Below are 25,676 nucleotides of genomic sequence, written 5' to 3'. Positions count from 1 at the left end.
GCTGGTTACCAGCGGTATACGGCTGGTGTCGAGCGATACTGCTGGTATCGGCCACAGATCGCTGGTGTCCGCGCCGATCAGCAGCATCAGCGTCGTCTCGAGGCAAACGTCGTGGGGCCGCCCGGTCGCTGGCCGGGTGCGCGTCACCAGGGACATGCCGTCGATACCTGCGGAAGGGCCGCCCCAGACCTTCACGCTCGAACAGGCGGTGAAGGATCTTGGCCTGGACGATTGAGCTTGATGAGGTCGCGATGAAACAAGTTGGCGAAACTCGCCAAGCGTGACCGTGTCACAGCTCGTCGCATCACGGATACCCTGGCTGAGCTGAGCGATCCGCGAGTCCCGGGCAAGGCCCTGACCGGACCCCTCGCAGGTCTGTGGCGGTATCGGGTGGGGGACTGGCCGTGATCGTCGACGTGCAGGAGGGGCGATTGGTGACCCTTGCCCTCGACATTGAGCATCGGTCCACCGTCTACCGGCGCGCGTGACTGACCCACCCGCCGGTCAGCGGCTCGCTGAAGAGGAGGTTGGGAGCATTCGCGCTGGCGAGTCAGGTCGCTGGGCTGGTGCTGCCAAGGGGAGCGACGCTATCGGAAGGCCGATGGGAGCGCGGCTATACATACGAAAAACGTAAAATTGAGACAGCTCAGACTGATACTCTTGCTTCATGATCGTGCTCAGCTTCACCGTGCGCAACCACAAGAGCATTCGCGACGAAGTCACGCTGGACCTCGTTCACCCTTCACTGCGGACTCTTCAGCCCAAGGACGGCGACTGGAGCTCAGCGACCTACCCGCTGGCGGGCATCTTTGGCGCGAACGCAACCGGAAAGTCGGCCGTGCTGGACGCGATGCACTACGTCTTTGCCGCGATTCGCCGCTCGGCCACGGCGTGGCAGGATGCGCCGTCAATGATGCGGGCTCCCTTCCTACTCGACGGCGACTCCCGGACGTCCTCCAGCACCTATGAGCTGGATTTTGTGGACGCCGGGCGTCGTCATCTCTACGGGTTTGAGGTAGATGCCGAAGGGATCAGGCGCGAGTGGCTCCGCGATGTCCCAAGCTCGCGTTGGCGCTCGCTGCTGGAGCGAGACCGTGTCGATGGCACCCTCAAGCTCCACCCGAGCATGCGCACCGTGGGTGCCGTGACAAACCGCGAGTTGGTGCTCAGCCGAGCGCTCCTCATGCCCGACTCGCCGCTCCACGCGATCGCCGAGAGGCTCGTCAAGGGGTTCGACTACGTCACGGTGAAGGACTCTCACCGCGAGGCGCGCCTCAAGAGCATCGCGGACTCGCTGACGGACGGAACCATTACGTTCTCTGACCTCGAGTTGTTACTCCAAGTTGCTGACATCGGGGTCACCCGCGTGAACATCGAGGAAAGCAATATTCCCGAGGAGATCCGCCGGGCCGCACTGCGATTCATCCGTGAGGTTCGGAGCGCAAACGAAGACGTGGGTGAGGTTGGCGAAACCGTCGAAGCAGACAGCCCGGGTGAACTCGACGACGACCAGCTCGAGCAGGTCGTTCGACACCTCATCTTCACCCACCGTGGGACGACGGACGACTGCCCCCCGTTCACGATCCACCAAGAGAGCGACGGCACCATCGCGTGGCTCGCGACCGCCGTGCCGGCACTGGAAGCGTTGCGTGCCGGAGGGCTGTTGGCCGTTGATGAGATCGACGCCAGCCTCCACCCCCATCTGCTGGAGTTGCTGCTGGAGATGTTTGCTGATCCGGGCGTCAATACTCATCACGCGCAGTTGGTGTTCACCAGCCATGAGTCCTACGTGCTCTCGCCCTTGAGCGAGGTGCAACTGGCACCGGAGCAGGTGTGGTTCACGGACAAGACGTACGACGGTGTGACCAAACTGACGTGCCTGGCGGACTTCCCGCAGCACCCCGATGCCAACGTGGCCAAACGCTACCTGACGGGCCGCTACGGAGGCACGCCGCGGCTATCGGGCAGTTTCTTTGCTGCCCTCGTCAGCCCTGGGGCTGAGTGACGCGCAGTGGCAGCCAGCAAGAACTCCAGCCAGCGCAGGCGTCGCCACCTCGACGCGAAGCCTGGCGCGGCCCGTGCTGGTTGACCTCCCTCTGGGTGGCGCTGACACGCTCATCGCAACGACGTCTGCGGGATTTGGACGAACATGGGTGCATGGCCTGTTGACGCAGTCAAGGACCACATGCTGTCGGCCGCCGTGTCGAGCACGACTCGCAGCCTCGACAACTGTCAGGCTGCGAGTCGTGCTCGACACTCAGCCTGACTTGCAGGTTGATCGGGCAACACGTCATGGATGGACGACGCCGGAACGCGCGCGCTACCCGTAGTGGTATCGGCAGGCGGCTATCCGGACCTCATCGCCGACGATCTTATAGACGAGACGATGCTCGTCGGTGATTCGCCTGGACCAGTATCCGGCGAAGTCGTGCTTGAGTGCCTCAGGTTTGCCGATGCCCTCGTTGCCGTTGCGCTGGATGTCGAGAAGGAGCGCGTTGATCCGCTTGAGGACCTTTCGGTCCTGCGCCTGCCACCAGAGGTAGTCATCCCAGGCGTTCTCGTCCCAGACGAGGAGCACGTCAGTCGGCCTCGAGCGGGTCGTGAGCCTCACCGTGCCCGGCCTCGAGTCGCTCCATGGCGTCCAGCAGCCGGCGGGCGTTCGCGGGGGAGCGCATGAGATAGGCGGTCTCGCGCAGCGACTCGTAGTCATCGAGGGACACGATCACCACGGGCTCATGGCCTGCGCGGGTGATGACCACCTCCTCGCGGTCGTTGACGACCGAATCGAGCACCTCGGCGTAGCGCGCCCGGGATTCGGTGTAGCTCATTGTCTTCATGAGAACCTCCTGTACAGAAAAGCGTACGCCGCAACCAAGGGTCAAACAACCCGTGCCTGTTCAGGGGCCGTGGACGAGTGGCGAAGGTCGTAGGTAGTCCATGGCGGCCGTGAACGAGTTCTTGTTCTTGAGGAACTCGTCGGGCTCCAGGTCAGCGTCAGGCGGTGGCACCGACGGGAGGTGAACCGACCTCGCGCGGCGGCCCTCAGATCAGCGGACGTGTCCTTTCGGCAGGACTCGTTGTGCTGAGGCGGGCTCCTTGGCGGCGTGATTCCTTATAGATGTCGACGGCTCTGCGGGAGCTGAGCCATTGCCCGTCACTGCGTTGGTGGGCTTCGAGCCGTCCGCGTTGGGCGGCGGCGCGGATGGCGACCAGGCTGAGGTCGGCGTCGACGAGGGCCGCGATGGGAACGAGCTTCGCGGGGCCGGGCACGTTGGGGATGATGAAGCGGTTCAGATTGTCGATCATCCCTCGGGCGAGGATTTCGCCGAGGGGTCCGACGTCGCCCTTGTCTGCTTGTTGCATGGCCCGCAGGTAAGCGGCTCGCTGTTCCTTGAGGATCACCACCGGCGGGTGGCCGAGCCTGACGAGCACGAGGTTCAACGCGAGCCGGCCGGTGCGGCCGTTGCCGTCGATGAACGGGTGGACGCGTTCGAAGTGGTTATGTGCCTCGGCTAGCAGTTCGGGAAGGGTGCCGCCGCCGTGCAGCCGGGCGGGGATCGTGCTGGTGGTGGCGACCCATTCGTCCAGGCATGCGGGTACCAGCGGTCACGACGGCGGAGTCATGCCTGCGGTGAAGGGATGGATGTCGTGGCGCCGGAGGTTGCCTGGTGATTCGGTCTCGGTGGCGTCTGGATGGGGGGGAGACCTGCCAGACAGGGGACATGGCCAGGTGGTAGATGTGACGCACTTCCTGAACTGTGATCAGTGTGTCGGTGGTTCGGTCGCCTGCGCCCATCGCTTCGCGGTAGACCCGGGAGACCGCGTCGCCGTAGCCCTTGACCTCCATGTACTCCTTGAGGGGCCTTGCGTCGACGGCTCGACCTTGGTCGAGGAGCGTCTCCACCTCGCGCAGAACCAGAGCGTTGCCTTCCAGGGCTGTGGAGTGGTGGGCCTCGAGGTGCCAGATGTCGGTCCACACGTACGCAGACTCCTCGGGAGAGGGGAGCCCCCCGAGTCTGGTGCGTAACTCGGCAAGTTGGCTGTCGAGGCGGGCGTAGACCGTAGCCCGGGACGGGCGACCTCGGGCCATCGTCTCTCCTCACTTTGTTTACTCAGATGGACGGCAAAAGGAACTAAACAAAGTCATCTTCCGCCTACCTTGTGCACCGGTTGCCGCCGCGAACAGAAAACAGACACTCTCTTTGGGGTTCGACACCCGTGCCCGCCTGCTCGAGACGGTGTCCTCGGCCTCGGTGGCGGTGGCGGTGACGAGCTGGTCATCCATGCGATGCCTGCCAGGAAGCCGTACCTCGACCAGGACGCCGACCTTCGGCCATCGTTCCTGGAAATCGCGCCCAGACTCTTGGACTCCTACGCGCAGCACAATCAGCCTGAGCGATAGGCTGCCCCCCAAGATGAGTAGCACGAATACCTTCGCACCCGGCAACGTCGTCGTGGTGCGCGACGAGGACTGGCTTGTCACCTCGGTGGACGAGTCCTCCGACGGGCCCGTCCTCAACGCCCAGGGCCTCTCCGACCTGGTCCGCGGCCAGGGCGCCGTCTTCTACCCCTCACTGGACAGGGTCAAGCTCAACGACCCCCGCGACACCATCGTCCGCGCCGACGACTCACCCAGGTACCGCCGCTCCCGCCTCTGGGTGGAGTCGACGCTACGCAAGACCGCCGTCCCCCTCAGTGACGACTCGCTGACCGTCGCGCCCCGCATGCTCGCCCGCCAGTTGGGCTACCAGCACAAGGCCGTCGCCAAGGCACTCGACCCCGCGACACTGCGCCCCCGAATCCTGCTGGCCGACGCCGTCGGACTCGGCAAGACGCTCGAGATCGGCATGATCCTCTCCGAGCTCATCCGCCGCGGCCGCGGGGAGCGGATCCTGGTGGTCACCCCGCGACACGTGCTGGAGCAGATGCAGCACGAGATGTGGAGCCGCTTCGCCATCCCGTTCGTGCGCCTCGACTCCCAGGGCGTGGCCCGCGTCAAGCAGAAGCTGCCCGCCAACCGCAACCCGTTCTCCTATTTCCGCCGCGTCATCATCTCCATCGACACGCTGAAGCAGGAGCGCTTCGTCCACGACCTGCGCCGCCACCATTGGGACGCTGTCGTCATCGACGAGTCGCATAACGTCACCAACACCGCCACCCTCAACAACCGCCTGGCCAGCATCCTCGCGCCGCAGGCCGACGCCCTCATCCTCGCCTCCGCCACCCCGCACAACGGGTCGCGGGAGTCGTTCGCCGAGCTGGTGCGCCTCCTCGACCCCACCGCCGTCAAGGCCGACGGCGACCTCGACGCCAAGCGCGTCGAGCAGCTGACCATCCGACGACACCGCCACAGCGCCGAGGTGGCCGAGGAGGTGGGCGCCGACTGGGCCGAGCGCCTGGAGCCCGACAACCGCCTCATCGACGCCTCCCCGGAAGAGGACGCCGTCGTCGACGAGCTGGTCGACACGTGGCTCCGCCCGACGGCCACCTCGCCTTACTCCGGCGCCAACGGCTCGCTGTTCCCCTGGACGCTGGCGAAGGCCTTCCTGTCCTCGCCCGCAGCCCTCCGCGACACCCTGCACAACCGCATCGAGCGCCTCGACCACACACCCGCCGCCCACCGCGAGGCCGAGGCCCTGCGCCGCCTGGCCGTCCTCAACGACGCCACCATGGCCACCTCGTCGAAGTACCAGGCCCTCGTCAGCTACCTCCGCGACGAAGTCAGCGTCGGTAAAGACTCGCCCATGCGCGCCGTCGTCTTCTCCGAGCGCGTCGCCACCCTCCACTGGCTCCAGGCCAAACTCCAGAAGGACCTCGGCCTCAAACCCGACCAGGTGGAGGTCCTCCATGGAGGCCTGGCCGACGACCAGCAGCAGGCCATCGTCGAGAGCTTCAAGCAGACCAGCTCACCCATCCGCGTGCTCGTCACCGGCGACGTCGCCTCCGAGGGCGTCAACCTCCACAAGCAGTGCCACCACCTCATCCACTACGACATCCCGTGGTCTCTCATCCGCATCGAGCAGCGCAACGGCCGCATCGACCGCTACGGCCAGAAGCAGCCCCCGCAGATCACCACCCTGCTGCTCAACACCGCCAACGAGCGCTTCTCCGGCGACATCCGCGTCCTCACCGCCCTCGTCACTCGCGAGCACGAGGCCCACCGCGCCCTCGGCGACGCCGCCAGCCTCATGGGCCGCTACAGCGTCACCGCCGAGGAGGAGGTCATCCGCCAGGTGCTGGCCGGATCCAAGAGCTTCGACGACGTGGTGGCCAGCCCCGAGGACATCGCCACCAGCGTCGACGACTGGCTGGCCCAGTACCTCGACGACGACGCCGACGATCAACCCGAGCCCGCCGTCGTCGGCGACCACCTCCTCTACGCCAAGCCGGTGGACTTCCTCCGCGACGCCCTCCACGAGTACTACCCCTCACCCGAGGACAAGCCCCTCCCGCGGGACCTCGGCGGGGTCGCGTGGCGCGAACACCAGGCCGAGCACATCGTCGAGTTCGTCCCGCCGGCCGATCTCCGCCAGCGCTTCGAGGTGCTCCCGCAGAGCTACCTCGCCGACCGCAACGTCCTGGAGCGCCTCCAGCTCGTCACCGAACCCAACAAGGCGAGCACCATCCTCGACGCCGCCCTCACCGACACCAGCGCCTCCTCCTGGCCGGAGGCCCACTACCTCGGCCCCCTCCACCCGGTGCTCGACTGGGCCGCCGACCGCGCACTGGCCCGGCTGGCTCGCGGCGAGATCTTCGCCGTCCGCGGCGACGTCGACGTGCCCACCGTCCTGCTCAACGGCACCCTCATCAACCGCCGCGGCCAGGTGGTCGCCTCGTCGTGGCTCTCCGCTCAGTTCCACGGCACGACGCCCTTCGTCGAGGTTCACGCGACGGCGGGGGAGATGCTCACCGACGCCGGCGTCATCGGCGAGCGCAGCAACCCCGGCCCGGTCCAGCTCCCGGACATGGACCTCGTCCGCCCCGCCGTCGAGCGCGCCGGGGACACGCTGCGCTTCCAGTTCCAGGCCGCCGCGGACGCCGCGAAGGCGCGGGTCGACGAGTGGGTGGCCCGTGCAGAGGAGTGGCAGTCCGAGGCCGAGGCGCTCATCCAGCGCGACCAGGTGCGCCGCCGCCGCGCGCTCGTCGACGCGCAGGAGCGGCTGAGCCGCGACATGACCCCCGACCGTCAGCTGGTGCGCCCCCTGCTGGTGGTCCTCCCCGCCGACACCCCGGGGGCCACCCATGGCTGACAGCGACGCCCTCCTCGTCGTCGAGGACTGGATCAGCGAGCACTTCTTCACCACCGACGCCCGCAAGGAGTCGTACCTGGCCCGCGTGCTGGACCGGGTCAAGCAGTGGCGCGACGCCGAGCACCTCACCACCAAGTCGCGGTTCACCGCCGACCGCTCTAAGCTGGCCACCGCGATGGCGGCCCTCTACGCCGACGACGGCCCGGACCCGGACGCCGCCGCGGCCCTCCACGCCGACCTCCGCCGCATCCTCGGCTACGAGCCCGGCCCCTACAACACCACCGTCAACGGCCCCGTCAGGCTGCTCCGCTCACCCGGCCTCGAACCGACCCTCGCGCTGGTGGAGGCCAAGCCCGCCGCCACGCTGGACGAGCTCTTCGCGCGCCACGCCGAGACCCTCGCCGAGCCGTACGTCGTCGACGACGAGGACCCGATCCTCTCGGCCACCAAGCTGGTGTCCACCCTGTTCCTCGACCACGAGGAGACGAAGTTCGCGCTCATCATGGCCGGCCGCTGGCTGGTGGTGGCGGAGGCCTCCCGCTGGCCTGAGGGTCGCTACTTGGCCGTCGACCTCCACACCGTCGCCGAGCGCGGCGACACCAAGCAGGGCGGCGAGATCGACCGGGCGCTGGTGGCCGTCGACGCCGAATCGCTGGCCCCCGACGCCGACGGCAACATCTGGTGGGACGCGACGCTGGAGGCGTCCGTCGCCCACACCGTCGGGGTCTCCGCCGACCTCCGCGAGGGCGTGCGGGAATCCATCGAGCTCATCGCCAACGAGGTGGTGGACCGACGCCGCGCCCAGGGCCTCGACCCGCTGCCGCAGAGCCAGGCGCAGCCGTTGGCGCTGCAGTCGCTGCGGTTCCTCTACCGGATCCTGTTCCTCCTCTACGCCGAGGCGTCGCCGGAGCTGAAGATTCTCCCCGTCGGGGACCCGGACTACGCGCGCGGCTATTCGCTGGACCGGCTCCGGGAGCTGGTGCAGGTGGAGCTCGCCTCCCCGCGCGCCCGATCCGGCACCCACCTGTACGAGTCGCTGGCACTTCTCTTCCGCCTCGTCGACCGCGGCCATTCGCTGGTTGAGGACCCCTCCCCGCTGGTTGAGGAGCTCGACGGCGGAGCCGGAGAGCGTCTCGAAACCTATGAAACGCACCCCTCCCCGCTGGTTGAGGAGCGAAGGAGCGAAGCGACTGAGCGTCCATCCCCGCTGGTTGAGGAGCGAGGGAGCGAAGCGACTGAGCGTCTCGAAACCTATGAATCGACCAATGACCGCCTAGTCGAACGAGGTCTGGAGTTCCAACCCCTCCGCGCGGACCTCTTCTCGCCGCAGGCGACCTCCCTCATCGATGAGGTGGGCCTCGGCAACCACGCCCTCCAGGAAGTCCTCCGCCGACTCCTGCTGAGCAAGGAGCGCTCCGGGAAGGAGCGCGGCTTCATCAGCTACGTCGAGCTCGGCATCAACCAACTCGGCGCCGTCTACGAAGGCCTGATGAGCTACACCGGCTCCTTCGCCGACGTCGACCTCTACGAGGTGGCCCGCGACGGCAACCCGGAGAAGGGCTCCTGGGTGGTCCCCGTGGACCGCGCCGACCACCTGGCCGACAAGGACTTCGTCCTCGACACTGACCCCGTCACCGGCCAGAAGAGCCGCCGCCGCTACACCCGCGGTCAGTTCGTCTTCCGGCTCTCCGGCCGTCAACGGCAGCGCTCCGCCTCCTACTACACCCCCGAGGTGCTGACGAAGTTCACCGTCTCCGAGGCTCTCGCCGAGCTGCTGGACCAGGACGGCCACACCACCACAGCCGAGGAGATCCTCGGCCTCAGCGTCTGCGAGCCCGCCCTCGGCTCCGGCGCGTTCGCCATCGAGGCCGTCCGGCAACTGGCCGAGCAGTACCTGAAGCGCCGACAGGAGGAGCTGGGGGAGCGGGTCGACCCCGACGTCTACCCGGCCGAGCTGCAGAAGGTGAAGGCCTACCTGGCCCTGCACAACGTCTACGGCGTGGACCTCAACGCCACGGCCGTGGAGTTCGCGGAGATCACGCTGTGGCTGGACACCATGGCCGAGGGACTCCAAGCCCCGTGGTTCGGGCTCCGACTGCGCCGCGGAAACTCCTTGGTGGGGGCGTCGCGCTCCTTCTACACGCGCGATCAGGTCAACGACAAGCGCTGGCTCACCGCCCCGCCCACCGCCGAGCCGCTCACCGACATCGCCGCCCGCATCGAGCAGGACCGCCCCGAGCTCAGCGGGTCCGGTGGCCGCGTCCACCATTGGCTGCTGCCCGCCGCAGGTTGGGGCGCGACGTCCGAGTCCAAGGAGGCCAAGGAGCTCGTCCCCGACCGGGTAGCCAGCGTCAGGGCGTGGCGCAAGAGCATCAAGACCAAGCCGACGAAGAGGCAGCTCGACCAGCTGGTGGCGATCTCCCACCAGGCCGAGGAGCTGTGGGCGATGGCCTACCGCCGCCTGAAGGTCGCCGAGGAACAGTCAGCCCGTCACATCAAGCTTTGGGGAAACCCACTGGCTGACCCGCCATTCCCGCTGGTTGAGCCGGTCGCCGGTGAGGAACGAGCCGCGCAACCGCGTCGAAACCCCGTGAGCAACGCGCCTACCCGCACCGTCACCCGTGAACAGATCGAACAGTCTCTCGCCGACAACGACGGCGCCTACCGTCGATTGCGTCGCATGATGGACGCCTGGACCGCACTCTGGTTCTGGCCGCTGACCGGCGACGAGGTGGCCCCGCCGACGCTCGACCAGTGGATCGACGCCGCCCAGGGCATTCTCGGCACGCAGAAGCTGTCCTCCCGCGGATCGAAGCAGGGCATGGGCACGCTCTCCCCAGCGGACCAATGGGAGGCGATGGCCGACCAGGAGAACTTCGAACTCGCCGGCGCCGGCGCAAGACGAATCAGGGACGTGCTCGACGATCACCCGTGGCTGCGTGTCTGCGATGACGTGGCAAGCGAACAGGGCTTCTTCCACTGGCAGTTGGACTTCGCGACGGTGTTCGGTCGCGGCGGCTTCGACCTCCAGGTGGGCAACCCGCCGTGGGTGCGGCCAGATGTGGATACGGACGCACTGTTGGCCGAGAGTGACCCGTGGTGGCAACTCGCCTTCAAGCCGTCTGAGGCCGTCAGGGCCTCGCGACGCCTGGAGACTCTCGAGATACCTGGTGCCGGTGACACCCTGACGGCTGGCGCAGCCGAGATGGTGGCGCTGAAGGAATACGTGGGTAACGCCGCGACCTATCCCGAGCTGTTGGGCCTCCGTCCCGACCTCTATCGCTGCTTCATGGCCCGGACATGGCGGCATATGTGCAGGACGGGCGCTGTGGGTCTGATCCACCTCGACTCGCACTTCACCGACGAGCGAGCGGGTGGATTTCGCGCAGAGACTTATCCCCGACTCCGCAGGCACTGGCACTTCATCAACGAGTTGCTACTTTTCAACGAGATCGAGGATCACAAGACATACGCAGTCAACATCTACCGCGGCCCGCGCTCTGTGTGCTTTCTGAACGCCTCCAACCTCTACCATCCCGACACCGTGATGCGCTCGATACGTCACGATGGGTTGGGTGAGGAGCCGGGGTTCAAGCATGGGGGCCACTGGGACCTCCGCCCACATAAGTATCGGATCCAGGGTGTGACCGAAGAAACCTTGAGGGTCTGGCGTGATGTACTTGAGGCCCCAGGCCTCCCGGGCCCAAGTACGAGAATGCTGTACACGGTAAACCGATCGTCGGCGGACGCCCTGGCTCGGCTGTCGAGGTCTGGTCGCGTGTCCGAGCTGGGTGTCTCCTTCTCCAGCGGATGGAACGAAACGATTGACCGCGAGAAGGGCCGGTTCACCCAAGGTTGGGGGGTTGCCTCGTGGGAGGACGCCATCCTGCAAGGCCCCCATCTGCACGTTGGCAACCCGTTCTTCAAGTCGCCGAACCCGACGATGAAGCACAACCAGGACTGGTCCCTGATGAACACGGAAGCGCTAGCTCCGGATGCGCTTCCTGTTACGGCCTACAAGCAGGCGGGGGACCGCGCCCTATACGCCGCGGCCTATGGGGCCTGGGACGGCGTACCGGTCCGCGACCACTACCGCGTCGCGTGGCGCGCAATGGCAGCAAACACCGGCGAGCGCACGCTGATCGCCGCTCTGATACCGCCCGGGGCCGCTCACATTCACGGCGTGAACTCCCTCTCAGTGCCTGACCCCAGACTGCTTGTCTTGATTGAAGGTGTGCTGTCATCTCTTTTGGCTGATTTCGGAATCCGCTCTGCCCCCAAGAGCGCGGTCACCGTTGAGGCCGTGGGCAGAACCGCTGCGCCTGAACTCACGCATCCGCTCCTGCCGCGCTTGCTCCTTCGGACCCTGCGGCTCAACTGCCTAACGCAGGCGTACGCGGACCTCTGGGCTGACGTATGGAACCCTGCCTTCACCTCAGACGAGTGGCTGCTCGGCAAGGCCTATGCTGACGCCCCCGATCTAGGGGACGTGGGACAAGCCTGGACAGCAGACACCCCGCTGCGTCGAGACGTGGATCGCCGCAACGCGCTAGTGGAAATCGACGCCCTCATGGCCACGATGCTCGGCGTCACCGCGGACGAGCTCTCGACGATCTACCGCACCCAGTTCGCCGTCCTCCACGGCTACGACCAAAACGACTACATCTACGACGCCAACGGTCGTCTGGTCCCGACTCAGGTCCGCCAGTTGTGGCGAAAGAAGGGCGACAAGCTCACCGAGGAGGAGCGGACCGCCACCCACCCTGCCGGCACGGTCTACACCTACGAGCTCCCGTTCGCTCCCCGCGACCGCGAGGCCGACTTCCACACCGCGATGAGCGCGCTGACCTAGCGAGATGAGGAACACCGCCGACGCACCTCAGTGGGCCATGCGCAGGTGGGCTGCGCCATTCGCTGGTCCTCCGGACCTGGGCGCGCTTGCTTCGGGGTCCCGGCGGTCCTCGCGGCGGGCCGGAGGTCCCGCACACCCGGATGTGGTCTGAACTGTCGCGCCCCGACCAATGATGGGGACCCTACAATCCTGGGTGACCAGGGCGCGCGGCAGGAGTGCGAGCAGGACTGACGACCCTTGGACGTTTCAGGTCAAAGAAGCTAGCGCTCGGCGGGCTCTGTTCCGACCTCAGGGTCGCCCGTTGGCCGCTCCGAATCTGCGCTGGAAGCAGGCTTGGCATCGAGGCCAAGCCTCTCGCGCCACTCTCGAATGATCTCAACAACAGCATTGAATCCGAGAAAATTCGAAGCGTCGCGCCTTTCGTCGCAGAGACGCGCGCACAGAGCAGACTTGTTCAGTTCTCGGATGGTGACGGTCTTGCCATTCCCGTCGTCGTGAGTATGCTCACTGAACATGTCAGGCAAGAATACATTCGGCGTCAACAAATTCTCGATACCGTTCCTCACGTATACATTCTCAGGATTGGTGGGAAGCGTTCGGACGGAGATGCGGCCTTCGTCGACATCGGGCTTCTTTGCATCATTGTCGTACAACAGCATGACCGGCCTTCCCGTCAATTCTGGGTTAGCAGTGAGGAGTTGCCAAGCCCGATGCAAGTTGTCCTTGCCAGCGCCGATTGAACCGCCCGTTGACTTTGAGCGCATACCTATCCAGTCAGTGGTGATCCCCGATAGGATCGCGCCTTCGCCAAGTAGCTCCATGGCGGTTTCAATGTACTTCGGATCCGTCTCACCTTCACAGAGAATGAGCGGGCTAGATTGGCTGTTCAAGCGCTCAATAACCAATGAGTCAAATCCTTGAGTGGACCGGAGAACGTCCAATGCGTTCTTGAACTCGCGATAGCCTTCGGCCGTTACTGAACGGCCAAACGGCATCTCAGTGACAAGCATGTGGTCATCGCCGAATTTGGACTGCATGCCAAGGACGAGTAGAGGTGAGTGGGCGGATGTGATGAATTGAATCCCCGTGAACATGGCCATCAGTTCCGGGATGGCTCTGTAGGTGAGGTCCACGTGGACGTGGGCGTCGATCTCGTCTATGACACAAATACCGGACGCGCTTGTGGGATCGCCATTGCTTGCCGCATCGCACTGTCGCAGAATCGTGCCGAAGATACTCAGCAGCGTTGCCTGGCCCGAAGACAACGCCGCCAGCGGTAACCTGGCTGCAGCCTTCGGAGAGAAGTACTCGAGCCCGGTGAATCGGTTGACCCAGACGAAGCCTGCCTCAGGATCGTCCAAGATCACGCGCAGTACGCGATCGGCTAGTTCTCGAGAAGATAAATGCATCTGGAAGCTTGTCGAAGTGAGCGTCCACTGATTGGAGTTCGGGGGCCCGGGGGCCCTCGCCACGGTTGGCCGGCTGTCCATGATGAGCCCAGGGATCCATTGAGACAGAGACTCAATGCCTTGCTCGACGTAGAGAGGCTTACCAAGCCTTCCAGAAAACCTCACGGCGGTGCTAAATGGCTTCGATGGCAGACTCTCGCCGTTGAGCCAATGAGGAACCTCGGAACGGCTAGCAGGAAAGAAGGCATAGCAACCTGAGCTGTAGATCTGTCGGCTCTGCTCCTCGCTGAGTTTGAAGGTCTTAGCGGGCCCGGCATCGCTCCAGGTAGCACCTTCCTTGAGTTCGGGTGTAAGGTCCATCGGCAGGTCGGTTGTGGGGTAGTGTCCGGCCTTTTCGGCGTAGATCAGGGGCCCGTTGTCATGAGTGAAGTGAAGCAGGGCGAAGCCCCCTTGGGTTCCCCGCCTCAAGGTTGTGCCACCCACAATGCGCATCCAAGGTCTGTCGGTTCCCCCTGATCGCGGAACTACGTCTGAATGATGCTGTGCCGCACCCTCCACGAGAGCGTCGGCGATGATGGACAGCAGATTGCTCTTACCGCTTCCATTCTCACCCACGACCACGAGTGGCTTGGGGGTCCCCTGGTCACCCAAAGGCAAGGAGATGCTGACATCCTCATTCGGTCCGTCGTTCACTATTCGGATCTCGCGCAGGTACACCCTATCTCCTTCACTTCCAAAGCAGTATCATAGACTGAAGCAAGGTCATGTGGCAGGGTTGACCTAGACTGAGACAGTAGCCATGGTGTGGAACTCAGGCTCTAGCATCTCCGCCAGCCAGGTTCGCCAACGATCGCTAGGACTTCCACCGTTGAGTGACGGTTTCAGAATCAATCTGAGCGGATCACTTATCTGTCGTTGGGGGACGCGAGGGTCGCACGAGTGCCGTTCTTCACGCTGAGATCCTCTTGGCAAGAGCCTGAAACATTGGCTCCGACTCTACAAGGTCTCGCCAATCGAGGCCAGCGAACCAAGCGCGCTTCATCTCGCTTTCGCCTGTAGAGACTTTGAGCATGCGATCAACAGCAACCGCTGTGAGCAGGACTACATCATGACCATTCATGTGCATTCTGCAATCTTCGCTAGAAGCTCTATCCACACGTTGATGAATCTCTGAAGCGATTCGGTCAGCCTCCTTAGTGAGGCTGCCCCCGTAAGCCCTGATAAACCCAATCAAATCCATGTTTCCGTTGCGCGGACACGCGTATCTCGTGACGTTCGCCGGAGGCGTCCGGCCCTCGCCTTTCTCGTGCACGAAGCGTCGGGTCATGCACAGTGTTACGGCGCGCGGCTCGACAAAGAGCATAAGCCTGTCCACGACTCCGTCGCTCACGTCGACTCCGTAGCCCAACTCCAGTAGTTTCGTGAGCCGAGCAGGCTTCCATGTGTACATCTCGATGTCCGAGTAATCAGTCACCAATAGTGCTGGGGTGGGGCGGGGAACTCTGCAATCTCGGTCTATCACGCAGGTGAGGGAGCGGAGTGGATCGTGCTTCGCAAATCTCCTGTCGTACTCCTCGGCTAGAACTATGAGGCGCGCCCGTACTCCAGTCGACTCCTGCGGAACTGCAAGTAATTCAGACATGTCGACGTAGTCATCAATCCGGTGGACCGATGCCGAAAGCCCTGCCTCCCGAATGAAGTGGGAAAGGAGTGCGCGGTCCATACGACCTTCGCAGAAGACATGCCTGAACGAAGGCTCGAGCATGTAAAGAGTAAAGAGCTCGGCAGCTGTCCGTCGCGAGTGGCGAGCGGCGCCCGTCATCCTCTGCCCATGTGGAAGATGCGGTCAGCGTAGGGCGCAAGGACCTCGATCGAGTGCGAGGCGACCAGAAACTGAACGTCAGAGCCCGCGGTGATCTCCATCAGTGCAGGAAGCAGCATTCGCTGCCACTTGACGTTCAGGCTGATCTCTGGTTCGTCAATCAGGAAAGTTGTTGATGCGCGGCGCGCGATGATGGCACTACAGAGCAGAGTGAGCAAGTGTCGCTCACCGGAAGACAACGATCCCGGTCGGAACAGAGTTCCATCGGTTGAGACGACCCGCAGTCCGGTGCGTGGGGTGTAGTTGACCTGTTTATCCGTCAAGAACCCATTCAGGCTGGAAATGAGCGCGTCTGTGATCTTGAAGACTGGGGCTAGAGTCTCCAGCCGCTTCTCTAGCCCCGTCAAGAAAGGCAACAGAACGTCTTGTGCAATCGCAATCCTATCGTCCGGGATCCGCGCAATTATGCGCTGAAAATCCTGGGTCTCAAGCTGAGGTAGGAATCCGTAGGCCGCGTATTTGTTGTTACGTTCGCCGAGTTCGTTTACCTTGCTTTCCAGGGAGCTTCGTGCCGACTGGGCATCCTCCGAAAGTGCCCCTCCCGAGAGAAGTCCGGAAAGCACCGATAAATAGACGGTGTTTGTGCCGGAAGCGCCGACATCGGCAGCCGCGATCGACAAGTCGCGGATGGCATTACTCGCGCCCATAAGCGCCGTCCGCAACGCGCGTTCACCCGGGCCCTGCTGAGACTGGGGATCCTCGATATGGCGGCGACGCATATCATAGTCATCCTCCCACATATCAGACTCCATCTGACGCTCGTCCCTGAGGAATAGAGGAACGAACCGCTGCCGTTTCAGATAGCCGAGGTACGCGTCGTTGCCGCGGTCCAGAGGGTCGCCATCTGCCGAAGGCGAGTCGGCGAGTTCGCTCAAGTGCTCTAGGTCCCACGGGTCGGATTTCACGGTCAGTGATTCATCTGCCTTGTAGAGTCTCTGAGTCACCACTTTGCCGCTGGCGTCACGCACCTCCACCAAGAATGACCCGATCAGTGAGTCGCTTCGAGTGGCGGTGATCGAATCGCCGTTGCTGAGCGATATAGAGATTGCGCTGAATGGAATGCGCGCGATGGCCGTTCGGTGGCCCCTCCGGTCCGCTGGGGAGAGAAGATGGTGGACGATTCTCAGGATGGTCGTCTTGCCGCAGCCGTTGTCCCCGTAGAGCACGATGAGCGGTGTGGGTCTCTCGTCGGGGTCAAGAGGCGCCGTGTAGTCGTATGAGAGCCTTCCGAACAGCTGATCAACCCGAATTGCGGAAATCCGCGGAGCCGCGCTGCCGTCTGCGAATCGACCCTCATCGTTCGAGCGCGTTGCCATCCGTAGTCTCCCTCGCGGTGTCGTCTCGGGTCAGGCTAGCGCGTGGACGGTGCACACCGTGGTTACCGTCACCCATCTCCCATCTCGCGCGATTTTGGGGCGGACGGCCGCGCGATCGACGCGCTTTCGGGTGCCGGAGGCGACGCATCCGTCAGTCGGTGGCAGCTATGGAGGCTCTGGTCAGAGATTGTTGGCAGGCTGACAGCGGGTCCGATGGAGCCATCGGGGGTGTGCCCGACGCCACTGGTCGCGGGAGTGAATGCTCCCGGGGCGCGTTGATTGAAGCCTTAACCAAGCTGTGTTCTATGGGGAGATCTTCGCTATGTTTGCGGCGTCGGGGTTCGCTCCACACGCAGGAGGATGACGCCGTGAGTGAGTTGTTGCCGGGCTGCCAGGCCTTGCGTCTGCGCGCCGGGCTGATCGACTACCTCACCACTACCCTCGCCCTCGTCGACTCGGATGCCCAGGCTGCCCTCCGCGGGCTACTGGAGGATGAGTCCGAAGGGATGTTCAAGGGCCCTTACCTGCGCACCGGGATGCCGTTTAGTGCAGCGCCGCGCCGAGCCGTGTCACCGTTGGACTGGATTCCCTCCGGGTTCGAACCCTACGCCCACCAGGCAGCGGCGTTCCGGAGGCTCTCGAGCCTGAACGGCCGTCCCCAGCCGACGCTGGTCACCACCGGCACCGGTTCGGGTAAGACGGAGGGGTTCCTGTACCCGATCCTCGACCACTGCCTTCGCGCCCGCCGCCAGGGCGTAGGGGGCATGAAGGCACTCATCCTCTACCCGATGAACGCACTGGCCAACGACCAGGCGCAGCGACTTGCCCGACTGATCACCGAGCGCGACTCGGACGGGCATCAGCCGCTGGGTTCGATCACGGCCGCGCTCTACACCGGAGAGGCAGCCGTCTCCGCGGGAGGGAAGAGGTCCAGTCCCACCACCAAGGTCACGGAGAACGGGCTCATCACCGACCGGGCGATCATCCGGGACGACCCTCCGGATATCCTGCTGACCAACTACAAGATGCTCGACCAACTCCTCCTGCGTTCCGCCGACCAGAAGCTGTGGGAGAGGTCGGCCGAGTCGCTGACCTACCTTGTGCTCGACGAGTTCCACACCTATGACGGAGCGCAGGGGACGGACGTCGCGATGCTGTTGCGCCGGCTTGGGCTGGCGCTGAAGTCGTACTGGCCGGAGCGGGCGAGCGCTGGCGACACTCACAGTGCTGAGGAGTGGGGTCGGTCGCTGGGACGGATCACTCCGGTAGGGACGTCAGCGACCCTGGGGCCGCGGGAGGATGCCGTCTCTGAGGATCGGGACATCACGAAATTCGCCACGCGAGTATTCGGCGAGAAGCTCGATGAGGGCAGTGTCGTGGGAGAGCAGCGCTTGGCTCCGGATGAGTGGTCGGATGTGGGGGCCGGGTTAGGCGGTCGGCCGCCGGTTTCTGAGGTTTCGACACGGGGCTCGCTCCGCTCGCGCCCGGCTCAACCAGCGGAAACTGAAGTCACCGAGCAGGTGGCCGCCGACGTCGTCGGGCAGATCGACGACGACACCGAGCCCGCCGAGCTGTGCCGGATCGTGCTGACGGCCCTCCACGAGGATCCGGACACAACCGACCTCAAGACTCTTGCGAAGTCCAGCGCGTTCATCCGCGACTTCCTCGCGGCCACCGCCCAGGCCACCCACGTCACCGAGCTGGCGCGGCTCGTCCGCGGGACTCCGGAGACGCTCGACGTCCGCCGTCGGTTCGTCATCGCCGTCCACGGGGCGCTCGGGCACCTGCGGGCACGCGGCAAGGACGGCGGGCCGGACCGGACCATGCCGTCCACCGAGGCCCACATGTGGGTGCGGGAACTCAGCCGCATCGACCGCTACGCCGATTCCGCCGCCCGCTTCCGTTGGGCCGACGACGGCCCGCCCGTCGCGAGCGAGGACGCCACCCAGGGCGGCGGGATCGCGTTCCCCGCCATCCACTGCCGTTTCTGCGGCCGCTCCGGCTGGGGAATCGAACTCGGACCGGTCGGTGACCAACTCGCGGCCAACGACGAGAACATCCGACGCCACCACGTCACCCGCGAGGGCCGGTTCCGGCCCCTCCTGAACGCGTCGGCGGATGTCGACTCCGACGCACCGCCCGAGACCGGGCTCGCCTGGTTCGACCCCCGCGAGCGCCGCATCACCACTACACCCAGCGACGTCGACCCCACCGCCGTCCGCGAGGGCCGCGTGCTGCGCGTCGTCACCCACATCGGCGAGGATGCCGACGACGACTCCGCCAAGGACATCTGCCCCAGCTGCGGCCAGACCGACGCCATCCGCTTCACCGGCAGCGCCATCGCCACCCTGATGTCGGTGACGCTGTCCAACATGTTCGGCCAGGCCACCCTCGACGAGGCCGAGAAGAAGTCGCTGGTCTTCGTCGACTCCGTCCAGGACGCCGCCCACCGCGCCGGCTTCGTCTCCTCCCGCTCCCACACCCTCACCCTGCGCTCCGTGCTGCGCGCCGCCGGCGACGCGCGGCGATCGCTGCCGGCTCTGGTGGAGCACGCCGTCGCACAGGCCAAAGACGACAAGTTCAAGCGCTACCGGCTGCTGGCACCCAACCTCACCGCCCGCGAGGAGGAGTTCAAGCCGTTCTGGGAGCGCGACAACCCGCCCGCCAAGCTCACCGCCATCGCCCAGGAACGCCTGCTGTTCTCCGCCACCCTCGAATTCGGCCTCACCAGCAGCTTCGGCCGCACCCTGGAGCGCACCGGAACCATGAGCGCCCACGTGGCCATCGACGGCGCCGACCTGCTGCGCTCCGCCAGGAAGGCGCTCGACTCGCTCGACCCCGGCCTGTTTCCCCACGACGTGGACGACCGGATGCTCACCGCCTGGGCCCGCGGCGCCGTCGAACGCATCCGCACCCAGGGCGGCATCTGGCACCCGTGGCTGGAGCGGTACGTCACCGAGGACGGCAACCGCTGGCACCTGTGGAGCCGCAAGGGCCGCGCCAAGTACATGCCGCCGTTCCCGCCCGGCCGCTCCACGCCTGCCTTCCCGCGGGTGGGCGGGGCGAAGATCGAGTCGACCAAGGCGCTGCTCGACCCCGTCACCGGCACGCGGGCCTGGTACGCCCAGTGGGCCCGGCGCTGCCTCAGCGTCGACGGCGCCGCCGGGGGAGTGCTCGCCCGCACGCTCCTGGATCAACTCGCCAAGGACCAGCTGCTCCGCGCCGTCGAGACCCGCAGCGGCGCGACCGTCTACGCCATCGAGCCGGAGCGCGTCGTCGTCGCCCCCACCGAGGATTCGGACGTCGACGCCGGCCGCCACACCCTGCGCTGCACCACCTGCCACGGCGAGTTCCCCGTCAGCCTCGCCGCCGGCGCGGAGCTCGACGGCGGCCCCTGCCTCCACGCCACCTGCGCCGGCACCCTCGCCCCCCACCCCGGCGACGCGGACAACTACTACCGCCGCCTCTACCGCTCCTCCGAGGTGCGGCGCGTCGTCGCCCGCGAACACACCAGCCTCCTGGATACCAAGAAGCGCCTCGAGTACGAGAACGCCTTCAAGTCCAGCGCCGACGACCCAACCGCGCCCAACGTGCTGGTGGCCACCCCGACGCTGGAGATGGGCATCGACATCGGCGACCTCTCCTCGGTGATGCTCGCCTCACTGCCCCGCACCGTCAGCAACTACGTCCAGCGCGTCGGCCGCGCCGGCCGCCTCACCGGCAACGCGCTGGACCTGGCCTTCGTCCAGGGCCGCGGCGAGTTCCTGCCCCGCCTCGGCGACCCGCTCTCCCTCATCAACGGCGCCGTCACCCCGCCCGCCACGTACCTCAGCGCCGAGGAGATCCTCCGCCGCCAGTACATCGCCCACCTCGCCGACAGCCTCGCCCGCGACCCCGACGCCATCCATCCCCGCACCACCGGCACCGCGCTGGCGCAACCCACCGGGGGGAAGAACACCTTCCTCGACCAGCTCGTCGAGGCCTCCCGGAAGCCCGGCGCCGTCGACCGCTTCCTCGCCGCGTTCGCCGTCGACGGCGACCTCACCGCCACCCTCCGCCGCGACGCCGCCGAGGCGCTGCGTCAGTGGGCCACCCCCGGGCCCGACGGGTCCAGCGGGCTGGTGGCCACCATCGGCCGCGCCGCCCAGCGCTGGCACGCCGAGCAACAGGACCTCAAGGACCGCCTCGACCAGCTGGTCGCCGAACTGCCCGATCTCGAGGCCCGCGAGCAGGACAGCGACGACGACGCCCGCGCCCTCAAGGAGGCCCGTGCCGAGCAGCGCATGCTGGAAGCCCAGATCGGCGCCGCGTACGGCGACTTCTGGATCTCCGCGCTCGAGCGGATCGGGCTGCTGCCCAACTACTCACTGGTCGACGACTCCGTCCAGCTCGACGTCACCATGAGCTGGATCGACTCCGACACCGGCGAATACCACTCCGAGGCCGCCGACTATTCCCGCGCCAGCGCCAACGCCCTGCGCGACTTCGCGCCCGGCGCCTCCTTCTACGTCGGCGGCCACCAGATCGACATCGACGCCGTCGAGGTGGGCCACGACGGCTCCGCCATCCGCTCGGTGCGGCTCTGCCCCCACTGCGGCTACAGCCACGACGGCGACGACACCCCCACCACCTGCCCCCGCTGCGGGAAGGCCGGCATCAACGACGTCGGGCAGCGGTTTGAGACCGTCGAGCTCACCCGCGTCTCCGCGTTCGTGCGGCGCGACGAGTCCCGCATCGACGACTCCAACGACGAGCGCGTCCGCGCCGGGTTCACCATCGTGACCGCGGCCGACGTCGACCCCCAGACCGTCCAAGACCGCTGGTACACGACCGGCGGGCTGGGCGTGGCGTACCTCAAGGGCATGGACGTGCGCTGGTACAACCTCGGCCCCCGCCGCCACACCGCCGGCGAGATCACCATCGCCGGCAACAGGCTCGCCGGGCCCCGGTTCCGGATCTGCGAGGCCTGCGGCCACCTCGACCGCACCGGGCTGGCCAACAAGCGCGACGAGCACCGGCCCTGGTGCAAGCACCGCCACAGCCACGAGGAGCACACCCGCTCCGTGCTGCTCACCCGCAAGCTCACCACCGAGGGCGTCGTGCTCACCCTCCCGCAGGGCATCGCGTTCGGCGACGACGTGTTCGCCGTGCCCAGCCTCACCGCCGCCGTCCTGCTCGGGCTGAGCGAGAAGTACGGCGGCGCGCCCGACCACCTCGCCGTCGCCTTCATCAAGGACCCGCTGCTCGACAACCGCGACGCCCTGCTCCTGCACGACCTCGTCCCCGGCGGCACCGGCTACCTGGCCCAGCTCGCCGATTCGCGCGAGCTGTGGCAGGTGCTGACCGGCGCGCTGGAGCGGGTCAAGGACTGCGCCTGCGCCGACGAGGGGCGCCTGTCCTGCCACCGCTGCCTGCTGCCCTTCGCCGCCCCGTACAACCGCGAGGTCACCTCCCGGGTGGCCGCCGAGCGGCACCTGCGGACGCTGCTCGGGATCGACGGCGGGGAGCCGCCGCTGGTGCCGTCGTGGAAGATCACGGAGGCACCGCCGGCGCCGGACCCGACGGGGGAGTCGTGGCTGGAGGAGCGGTTCCGCGCCGCGTTCCTGCGGCTGGCGGCCAAGCTGGGCGGCACCGTCAAGCAGACCCCGAGCATCTCCGGCGGCAACATCATCACCGTCTCGCTGGGCTCCCGTACGTTCCGGCTCCGCCCGCAGGTGCACGTCGCCAACTCCAAGCCGGACTTCGTCCTGTCAAGCGAGGGTCTGCCGGACATCGCGATCTTCACCGACGGCTGGCAGTTCCACACCTCCCCGAAGTGCAACAACATCGCCGACGACGCCGCCAAGCGCCGCATCCTCCGCCAGGGCGGCACGCTCGTGCTCGCGATCACCGCGCACGACCTGGCGCTCGATGAGGCGGGCGACGCGCCCACGGCGCCGTCGTGGTTCAAGGCGCCGCTGGTCCAGAAGCTGAACGCCGAGCCGACGATGCAGCACACCGCCGCCGCGCGGGAGGCGCTGCTCGGTGGGCCGCTCGCGTTCCTGGCCGGATGGATGCAGCAGCCCGACCCGGAGAACCTCGGGCGTTTCGCCCGTGCTGCGGCGTTCTCGGTGTTCGCGTCCGGGGGCGTTCCTGTCGACGGGCCGAAGGACGAGCTCGCCGTCGGTCTGGTGTCTGCGGCGGGTGCGCAGACCCGCGTCTGGCGCCACGGCAGCCTCACGGTCGCAGTGGGCGTCCCGGCCCCCGGCTCCGTGCGGCTGGCCGCGGTGCTCGACGACACCGTCGACCTCACCATCCCCGAGGCCAAGGAGGCCTGGCGCGAGTGGCTGCGGCTGGCCAACGTCCTGGCGCTGCTGCCGGCGTCGATCGCCGCGTTCGAGGCCCGCTCGGCCGCGGCCGTCCCGGCGGCCCCGGTGGTGGACATCGTGCACGGGGGCGTCGACGTCGGCGCCGAGTGGCAGCCCATCGTAGAGGAGCTGGCGGGGGAGTCGGCCGAAGTGTTGGACCTCATCGCCGCGCTGAGCGAGGCCGGGGTGGCCGCGCCCGACGGCGAGGTGGGCTACGAGCTCGACGGCGTTCCCTTCGACCTGGTCTGGACCAACAAGCGGATCGCGGTGCGGTTGGACGCCGAACCGGTGCCCGATCAGCAGGGGTGGCGCATCGTCGCACCCGACGCGGCCGCCATCGCGGTGGCATGGAAGGAGCAGCTCCGTGGCTGAAAGTGTGATCATCTACCCTAAGCAGGACAAGCTGCTAGACGCATCGGTCAAGCAGAAGGCCTACAGCTTCCTCGAGAAGCTGGCCCAGGACGACAGCACACCGGGCCTCCACGTCGAGCCGATCGCCAACGCGGCCGATCCGCGGGCGCGGTCGGGGCGCGTGGACCAGCAGTACCGGGCCCTGCTGTTCAAGCTGACCACCGCCACCTCCACCGCTTACGTGGTCCACGGGATCTACAACCATGATGATGCCTACAAGATGGCTGCGAAGGTGCAGCTGACGATCAACCCGATCAACGGGCTGCCCGAGTACAACGAGGTCGACGCCCCGGAACGAGCACTGACGTGGGCGCAGCCGGCCGTCGAGGCGCTATCGGCAGCACCAGAGCCGTTGATCGCTTTCAGCGCCGAGGACCTCACCGTCTCCCTCGGCATTCCACCGGCCACCGCCGAGCAGGCAGTCGCGCTAACCAGCAAGGACGCGATGAACACGTTCGCCAGCACCCTCCCGGAGTGGCAGGGTCTGGCGCTGCTGCTGGCCGACGGGGAGCCCATCACCCAGATCCAGCAGGAGCTGGAGCTCATGAACCAGCCGATGAGTCCCCAGGAGGCGGCCGGCAAATTCGTCGAGCCGGAGCCGGTCAGTGACCAGGAGCTCCTGGACAGCTTCGACCAGCCCAGCGCGCAGATGGGCTTCGCCAAGCTCGCCGGGGCTGAGGAACTGCGTCGGGTCATCACCGGCGGCGACTTCTCCGCCTGGCGAGTGTTCCTGCACCCGCAGCAGCGTCGTTGGGTGCGGGGTGACTGGCGGGGTCCCTACCGGATCGCCGGCGGTGCGGGCACCGGCAAGACCGTCGTGCTGGTCCATAGGGCCCGACGGCTCGCCACCGATGACCCCGATGCCTCCGTTGTCGTCACCACCTTCACCACCAACCTGGCCGCCGAACTCTCCCGCAGTCTGGAACGACTCGATCCCGGCCTTGAGTTCAGCGACGAGCTCGGCGGGCCCGGCCTCCACGTCAAGGGCATCGATGCGCTCGCCCGCGCCGTGGTGCAGTCGGCCGGAGCCGACATCAGCGAGGCGGTGGCGGCTGTGCTGGGTGTGGGACGAACCGATATCAGCGGACGCACGGACGCCGATGCGGCGTGGCGCCAAGCCGTCCTGCGTGCGGGCGAAGGGCTGGATGAGAAGCTCCGCAAGTCGGCGTTCCTGAAGGCCGAGTACGAGATGGTGATCCTGCCGCACCGCATCACGCAGTTGCCTGACTATCTCAAGGTGGCCCGCACCGGGCGGGGGGTGCGGCTGTCCCGCTCAGGCCGAAAGGCTGTGTGGGCTGTCATTGAGGCCTACCGTGGTGCCGCCCGCGAAGCCGGCACCCTCGACTTCTCCGAGGCCGCCGCCGTTGCCGCCGCCCACCTCGAGACATCCGGGGAACGGCCAGCACGTCACGTCCTCGTTGACGAGGGGCAGGACTTCAAACCATCCCACTGGCAGCTGGTCCGTGCCCTGGCGCCGGAGGCCCCCAACGACATCTTCATCGCGGAGGACGCCCACCAGCGCATCTATGGCCAACGGCTGGTGCTCTCCGCCTACGGGATCAGGACCCAGGGCCGCTCGCGGGCAATGCGCCTGAACTACCGCACAACCGCGCAGAACCTGGCCTGGGCAGTTGGGGTCCTCACAGGACAGGAGGTCATCGACTCCGACGGTGAGGCCGAGTCGATGGCCGGCTATCACTCCGCCCGCACCGGACCGAGACCCATAGTGCGCTCCTTGCCGACGCTGACCACGGAACTGGACCATGCAGCCAAACTCATCGATTCCTGGAGCAACACCGACGGGGTCCAGGCTGAGACGGTGGCGGTTCTGGTGCGCGACCGGATGACCCGCGACCGCGTCGTCGCCGGGCTGGGTGAGCGGGGTGTCACCATCCGGGCGCTCGAAGCCGGATCCGTCAAGCCGGGCTACCCCGTGGCGCTGACGATGCACCGCGCGAAGGGGACCGAGTTCACCCGCGTGCTGCTGTTCGGGCTCAACCAGGACTCGATCCCCATGGGGTTGAAGGCCTACGACTATGACGGGACAGAACTCAGCGAGGCGCAGCTGCGGGAGCGCTCGCTGTTGTATGTGGCTGCGTCGAGGGCCAGGGATGAGTTGGTGGTCACTTACAGCGGAGAACCGAGCGAGTTGCTGCCGCCGTCCGAGTGAGTCGCGGGTGAGGTGGCGCTGGTCCTTCACTGACGCATG

Annotated in this window: 13 protein-coding genes; 5 read left to right on the top strand and 8 right to left on the bottom strand. The window is 66.4% G+C overall.

Annotated features, from left to right (window positions below; all coding sequences use genetic code 11):
- Nucleotides 1-195, bottom strand: a 195-nt coding sequence (locus tag BUC15_RS20315) for a hypothetical protein (RefSeq protein WP_217652125.1), incomplete at its 3' end; no start/stop codon positions are given.
- A 472-nt stretch (nucleotides 196-667) separates the two neighbouring features.
- On the opposite strand from BUC15_RS20315, the gene BUC15_RS05865 reads away from it, so the two are divergent.
- Nucleotides 668-2,005, top strand: coding sequence for an AAA family ATPase (locus BUC15_RS05865; protein WP_073186600.1), 1,338 nt, complete (start codon nucleotides 668-670; stop codon nucleotides 2,003-2,005).
- A gap of 315 nt (nucleotides 2,006-2,320) precedes the next feature.
- Here BUC15_RS05865 and BUC15_RS05860 read toward each other — a convergent pair whose 3' ends face one another.
- The 4 genes from BUC15_RS05860 to BUC15_RS20305 form a co-directional block, all read right to left on the bottom strand.
- Nucleotides 2,321-2,578 (bottom strand): Txe/YoeB family addiction module toxin, encoded by a 258-nt coding sequence (locus BUC15_RS05860; protein ID WP_073186599.1) that lies wholly within the window; start codon nucleotides 2,576-2,578, stop codon nucleotides 2,321-2,323.
- A 1-nt stretch (nucleotide 2,579) separates the two neighbouring features.
- Nucleotides 2,580-2,837, bottom strand: coding sequence for a type II toxin-antitoxin system Phd/YefM family antitoxin (locus BUC15_RS05855; protein WP_073186598.1), 258 nt, complete (start codon nucleotides 2,835-2,837; stop codon nucleotides 2,580-2,582).
- A 205-nt stretch (nucleotides 2,838-3,042) separates the two neighbouring features.
- Entirely contained in the window at nucleotides 3,043-3,546 is a 504-nt protein-coding gene (locus BUC15_RS20310; protein ID WP_245787907.1) for a Fic family protein, read from the bottom strand.
- The gene (locus BUC15_RS20305; protein ID WP_217652124.1) at nucleotides 3,500-4,090 is read right to left on the bottom strand and encodes a Fic family protein; all 591 of its coding nucleotides are present in this window, start codon (nucleotides 4,088-4,090) and stop codon (nucleotides 3,500-3,502) included. Before BUC15_RS20305 ends, BUC15_RS20310 begins: the two co-directional genes overlap by 47 nt.
- Before the next feature lie 325 nt (nucleotides 4,091-4,415).
- On the opposite strand from BUC15_RS20305, the gene BUC15_RS21070 reads away from it, so the two are divergent.
- Together BUC15_RS21070 and BUC15_RS05835 are read left to right on the top strand one after the other, a co-directional pair.
- Entirely contained in the window at nucleotides 4,416-7,250 is a 2,835-nt protein-coding gene (locus BUC15_RS21070) for a helicase-related protein (RefSeq protein WP_073186596.1), read from the top strand.
- Complete coding sequence (locus BUC15_RS05835) at nucleotides 7,243-12,102, top strand: restriction endonuclease subunit M (protein WP_073186595.1); 4,860 nt, start codon at nucleotides 7,243-7,245, stop codon at nucleotides 12,100-12,102. Before BUC15_RS21070 ends, BUC15_RS05835 begins: the two co-directional genes overlap by 8 nt.
- 260 nt (nucleotides 12,103-12,362) lie before the next feature.
- On the opposite strand, the gene BUC15_RS05830 is transcribed toward BUC15_RS05835, so the two are convergent.
- The 3 genes from BUC15_RS05830 to BUC15_RS05815 form a co-directional block, all read right to left on the bottom strand.
- On the bottom strand, nucleotides 12,363-14,228 hold the full coding sequence (locus tag BUC15_RS05830) for an AAA family ATPase (RefSeq protein WP_084189395.1): 1,866 nt from the start codon (nucleotides 14,226-14,228) through the stop codon (nucleotides 12,363-12,365).
- A gap of 232 nt (nucleotides 14,229-14,460) precedes the next feature.
- The gene (locus BUC15_RS05820; protein ID WP_139280108.1) at nucleotides 14,461-15,276 is read right to left on the bottom strand and encodes a hypothetical protein; all 816 of its coding nucleotides are present in this window, start codon (nucleotides 15,274-15,276) and stop codon (nucleotides 14,461-14,463) included.
- A gap of 53 nt (nucleotides 15,277-15,329) precedes the next feature.
- Nucleotides 15,330-16,709: an AAA family ATPase gene (locus tag BUC15_RS05815; RefSeq protein ID WP_073186591.1), complete on the bottom strand. Its 1,380-nt coding sequence runs from the start codon at nucleotides 16,707-16,709 to the stop codon at nucleotides 15,330-15,332.
- Between the two features lie 368 nt (nucleotides 16,710-17,077).
- On the opposite strand from BUC15_RS05815, the gene BUC15_RS05810 reads away from it, so the two are divergent.
- Both BUC15_RS05810 and BUC15_RS05805 read left to right on the top strand, forming a co-directional pair.
- Nucleotides 17,078-23,428 carry a DEAD/DEAH box helicase gene (locus tag BUC15_RS05810; RefSeq protein WP_073186590.1) on the top strand — a complete coding sequence of 2,117 codons (6,351 nt, stop codon included), beginning with the start codon at nucleotides 17,078-17,080 and terminating at the stop codon, nucleotides 23,426-23,428.
- Entirely contained in the window at nucleotides 23,421-25,637 is a 2,217-nt protein-coding gene (locus tag BUC15_RS05805; protein WP_073186589.1) for a UvrD-helicase domain-containing protein, read from the top strand. The genes BUC15_RS05810 and BUC15_RS05805 overlap by 8 nt, the downstream gene beginning before the upstream one ends.
- Nucleotides 25,638-25,676 lie beyond the last annotated feature (39 nt).

Source organism: Tessaracoccus bendigoensis DSM 12906 (assembly GCF_900141915.1).
GTDB classification, from domain to species: Bacteria; Actinomycetota; Actinomycetes; order Propionibacteriales; family Propionibacteriaceae; genus Arachnia; species Arachnia bendigoensis.
The sequence above is the reverse complement of the archived record's forward strand: the minus strand, read 5'-3'. Positions and strand labels throughout refer to the sequence as shown.

Bases quoted from the DNA above. Each gene is read 5' to 3' on its own strand.
- BUC15_RS05865 (WP_073186600.1), top strand. From the start codon at position 668: ATGATCGTGCTCAGCTTCACCGTGCGCAACCACAAGAGCATTCGCGAC.
- BUC15_RS05855 (WP_073186598.1), bottom strand. From the start codon at position 2,837: ATGAAGACAATGAGCTACACCGAATCCCGGGCGCGCTACGCCGAGGTG.
- BUC15_RS20305 (WP_217652124.1), bottom strand. From the start codon at position 4,090: ATGGCCCGAGGTCGCCCGTCCCGGGCTACGGTCTACGCCCGCCTCGAC.
- BUC15_RS21070 (WP_073186596.1), top strand. From the start codon at position 4,416: ATGAGTAGCACGAATACCTTCGCACCCGGCAACGTCGTCGTGGTGCGC.
- BUC15_RS05835 (WP_073186595.1), top strand. From the start codon at position 7,243: ATGGCTGACAGCGACGCCCTCCTCGTCGTCGAGGACTGGATCAGCGAG.
- BUC15_RS05820 (WP_139280108.1), bottom strand. From the start codon at position 15,276: ATGCTCGAGCCTTCGTTCAGGCATGTCTTCTGCGAAGGTCGTATGGAC.
- BUC15_RS05815 (WP_073186591.1), bottom strand. From the start codon at position 16,709: ATGGCAACGCGCTCGAACGATGAGGGTCGATTCGCAGACGGCAGCGCG.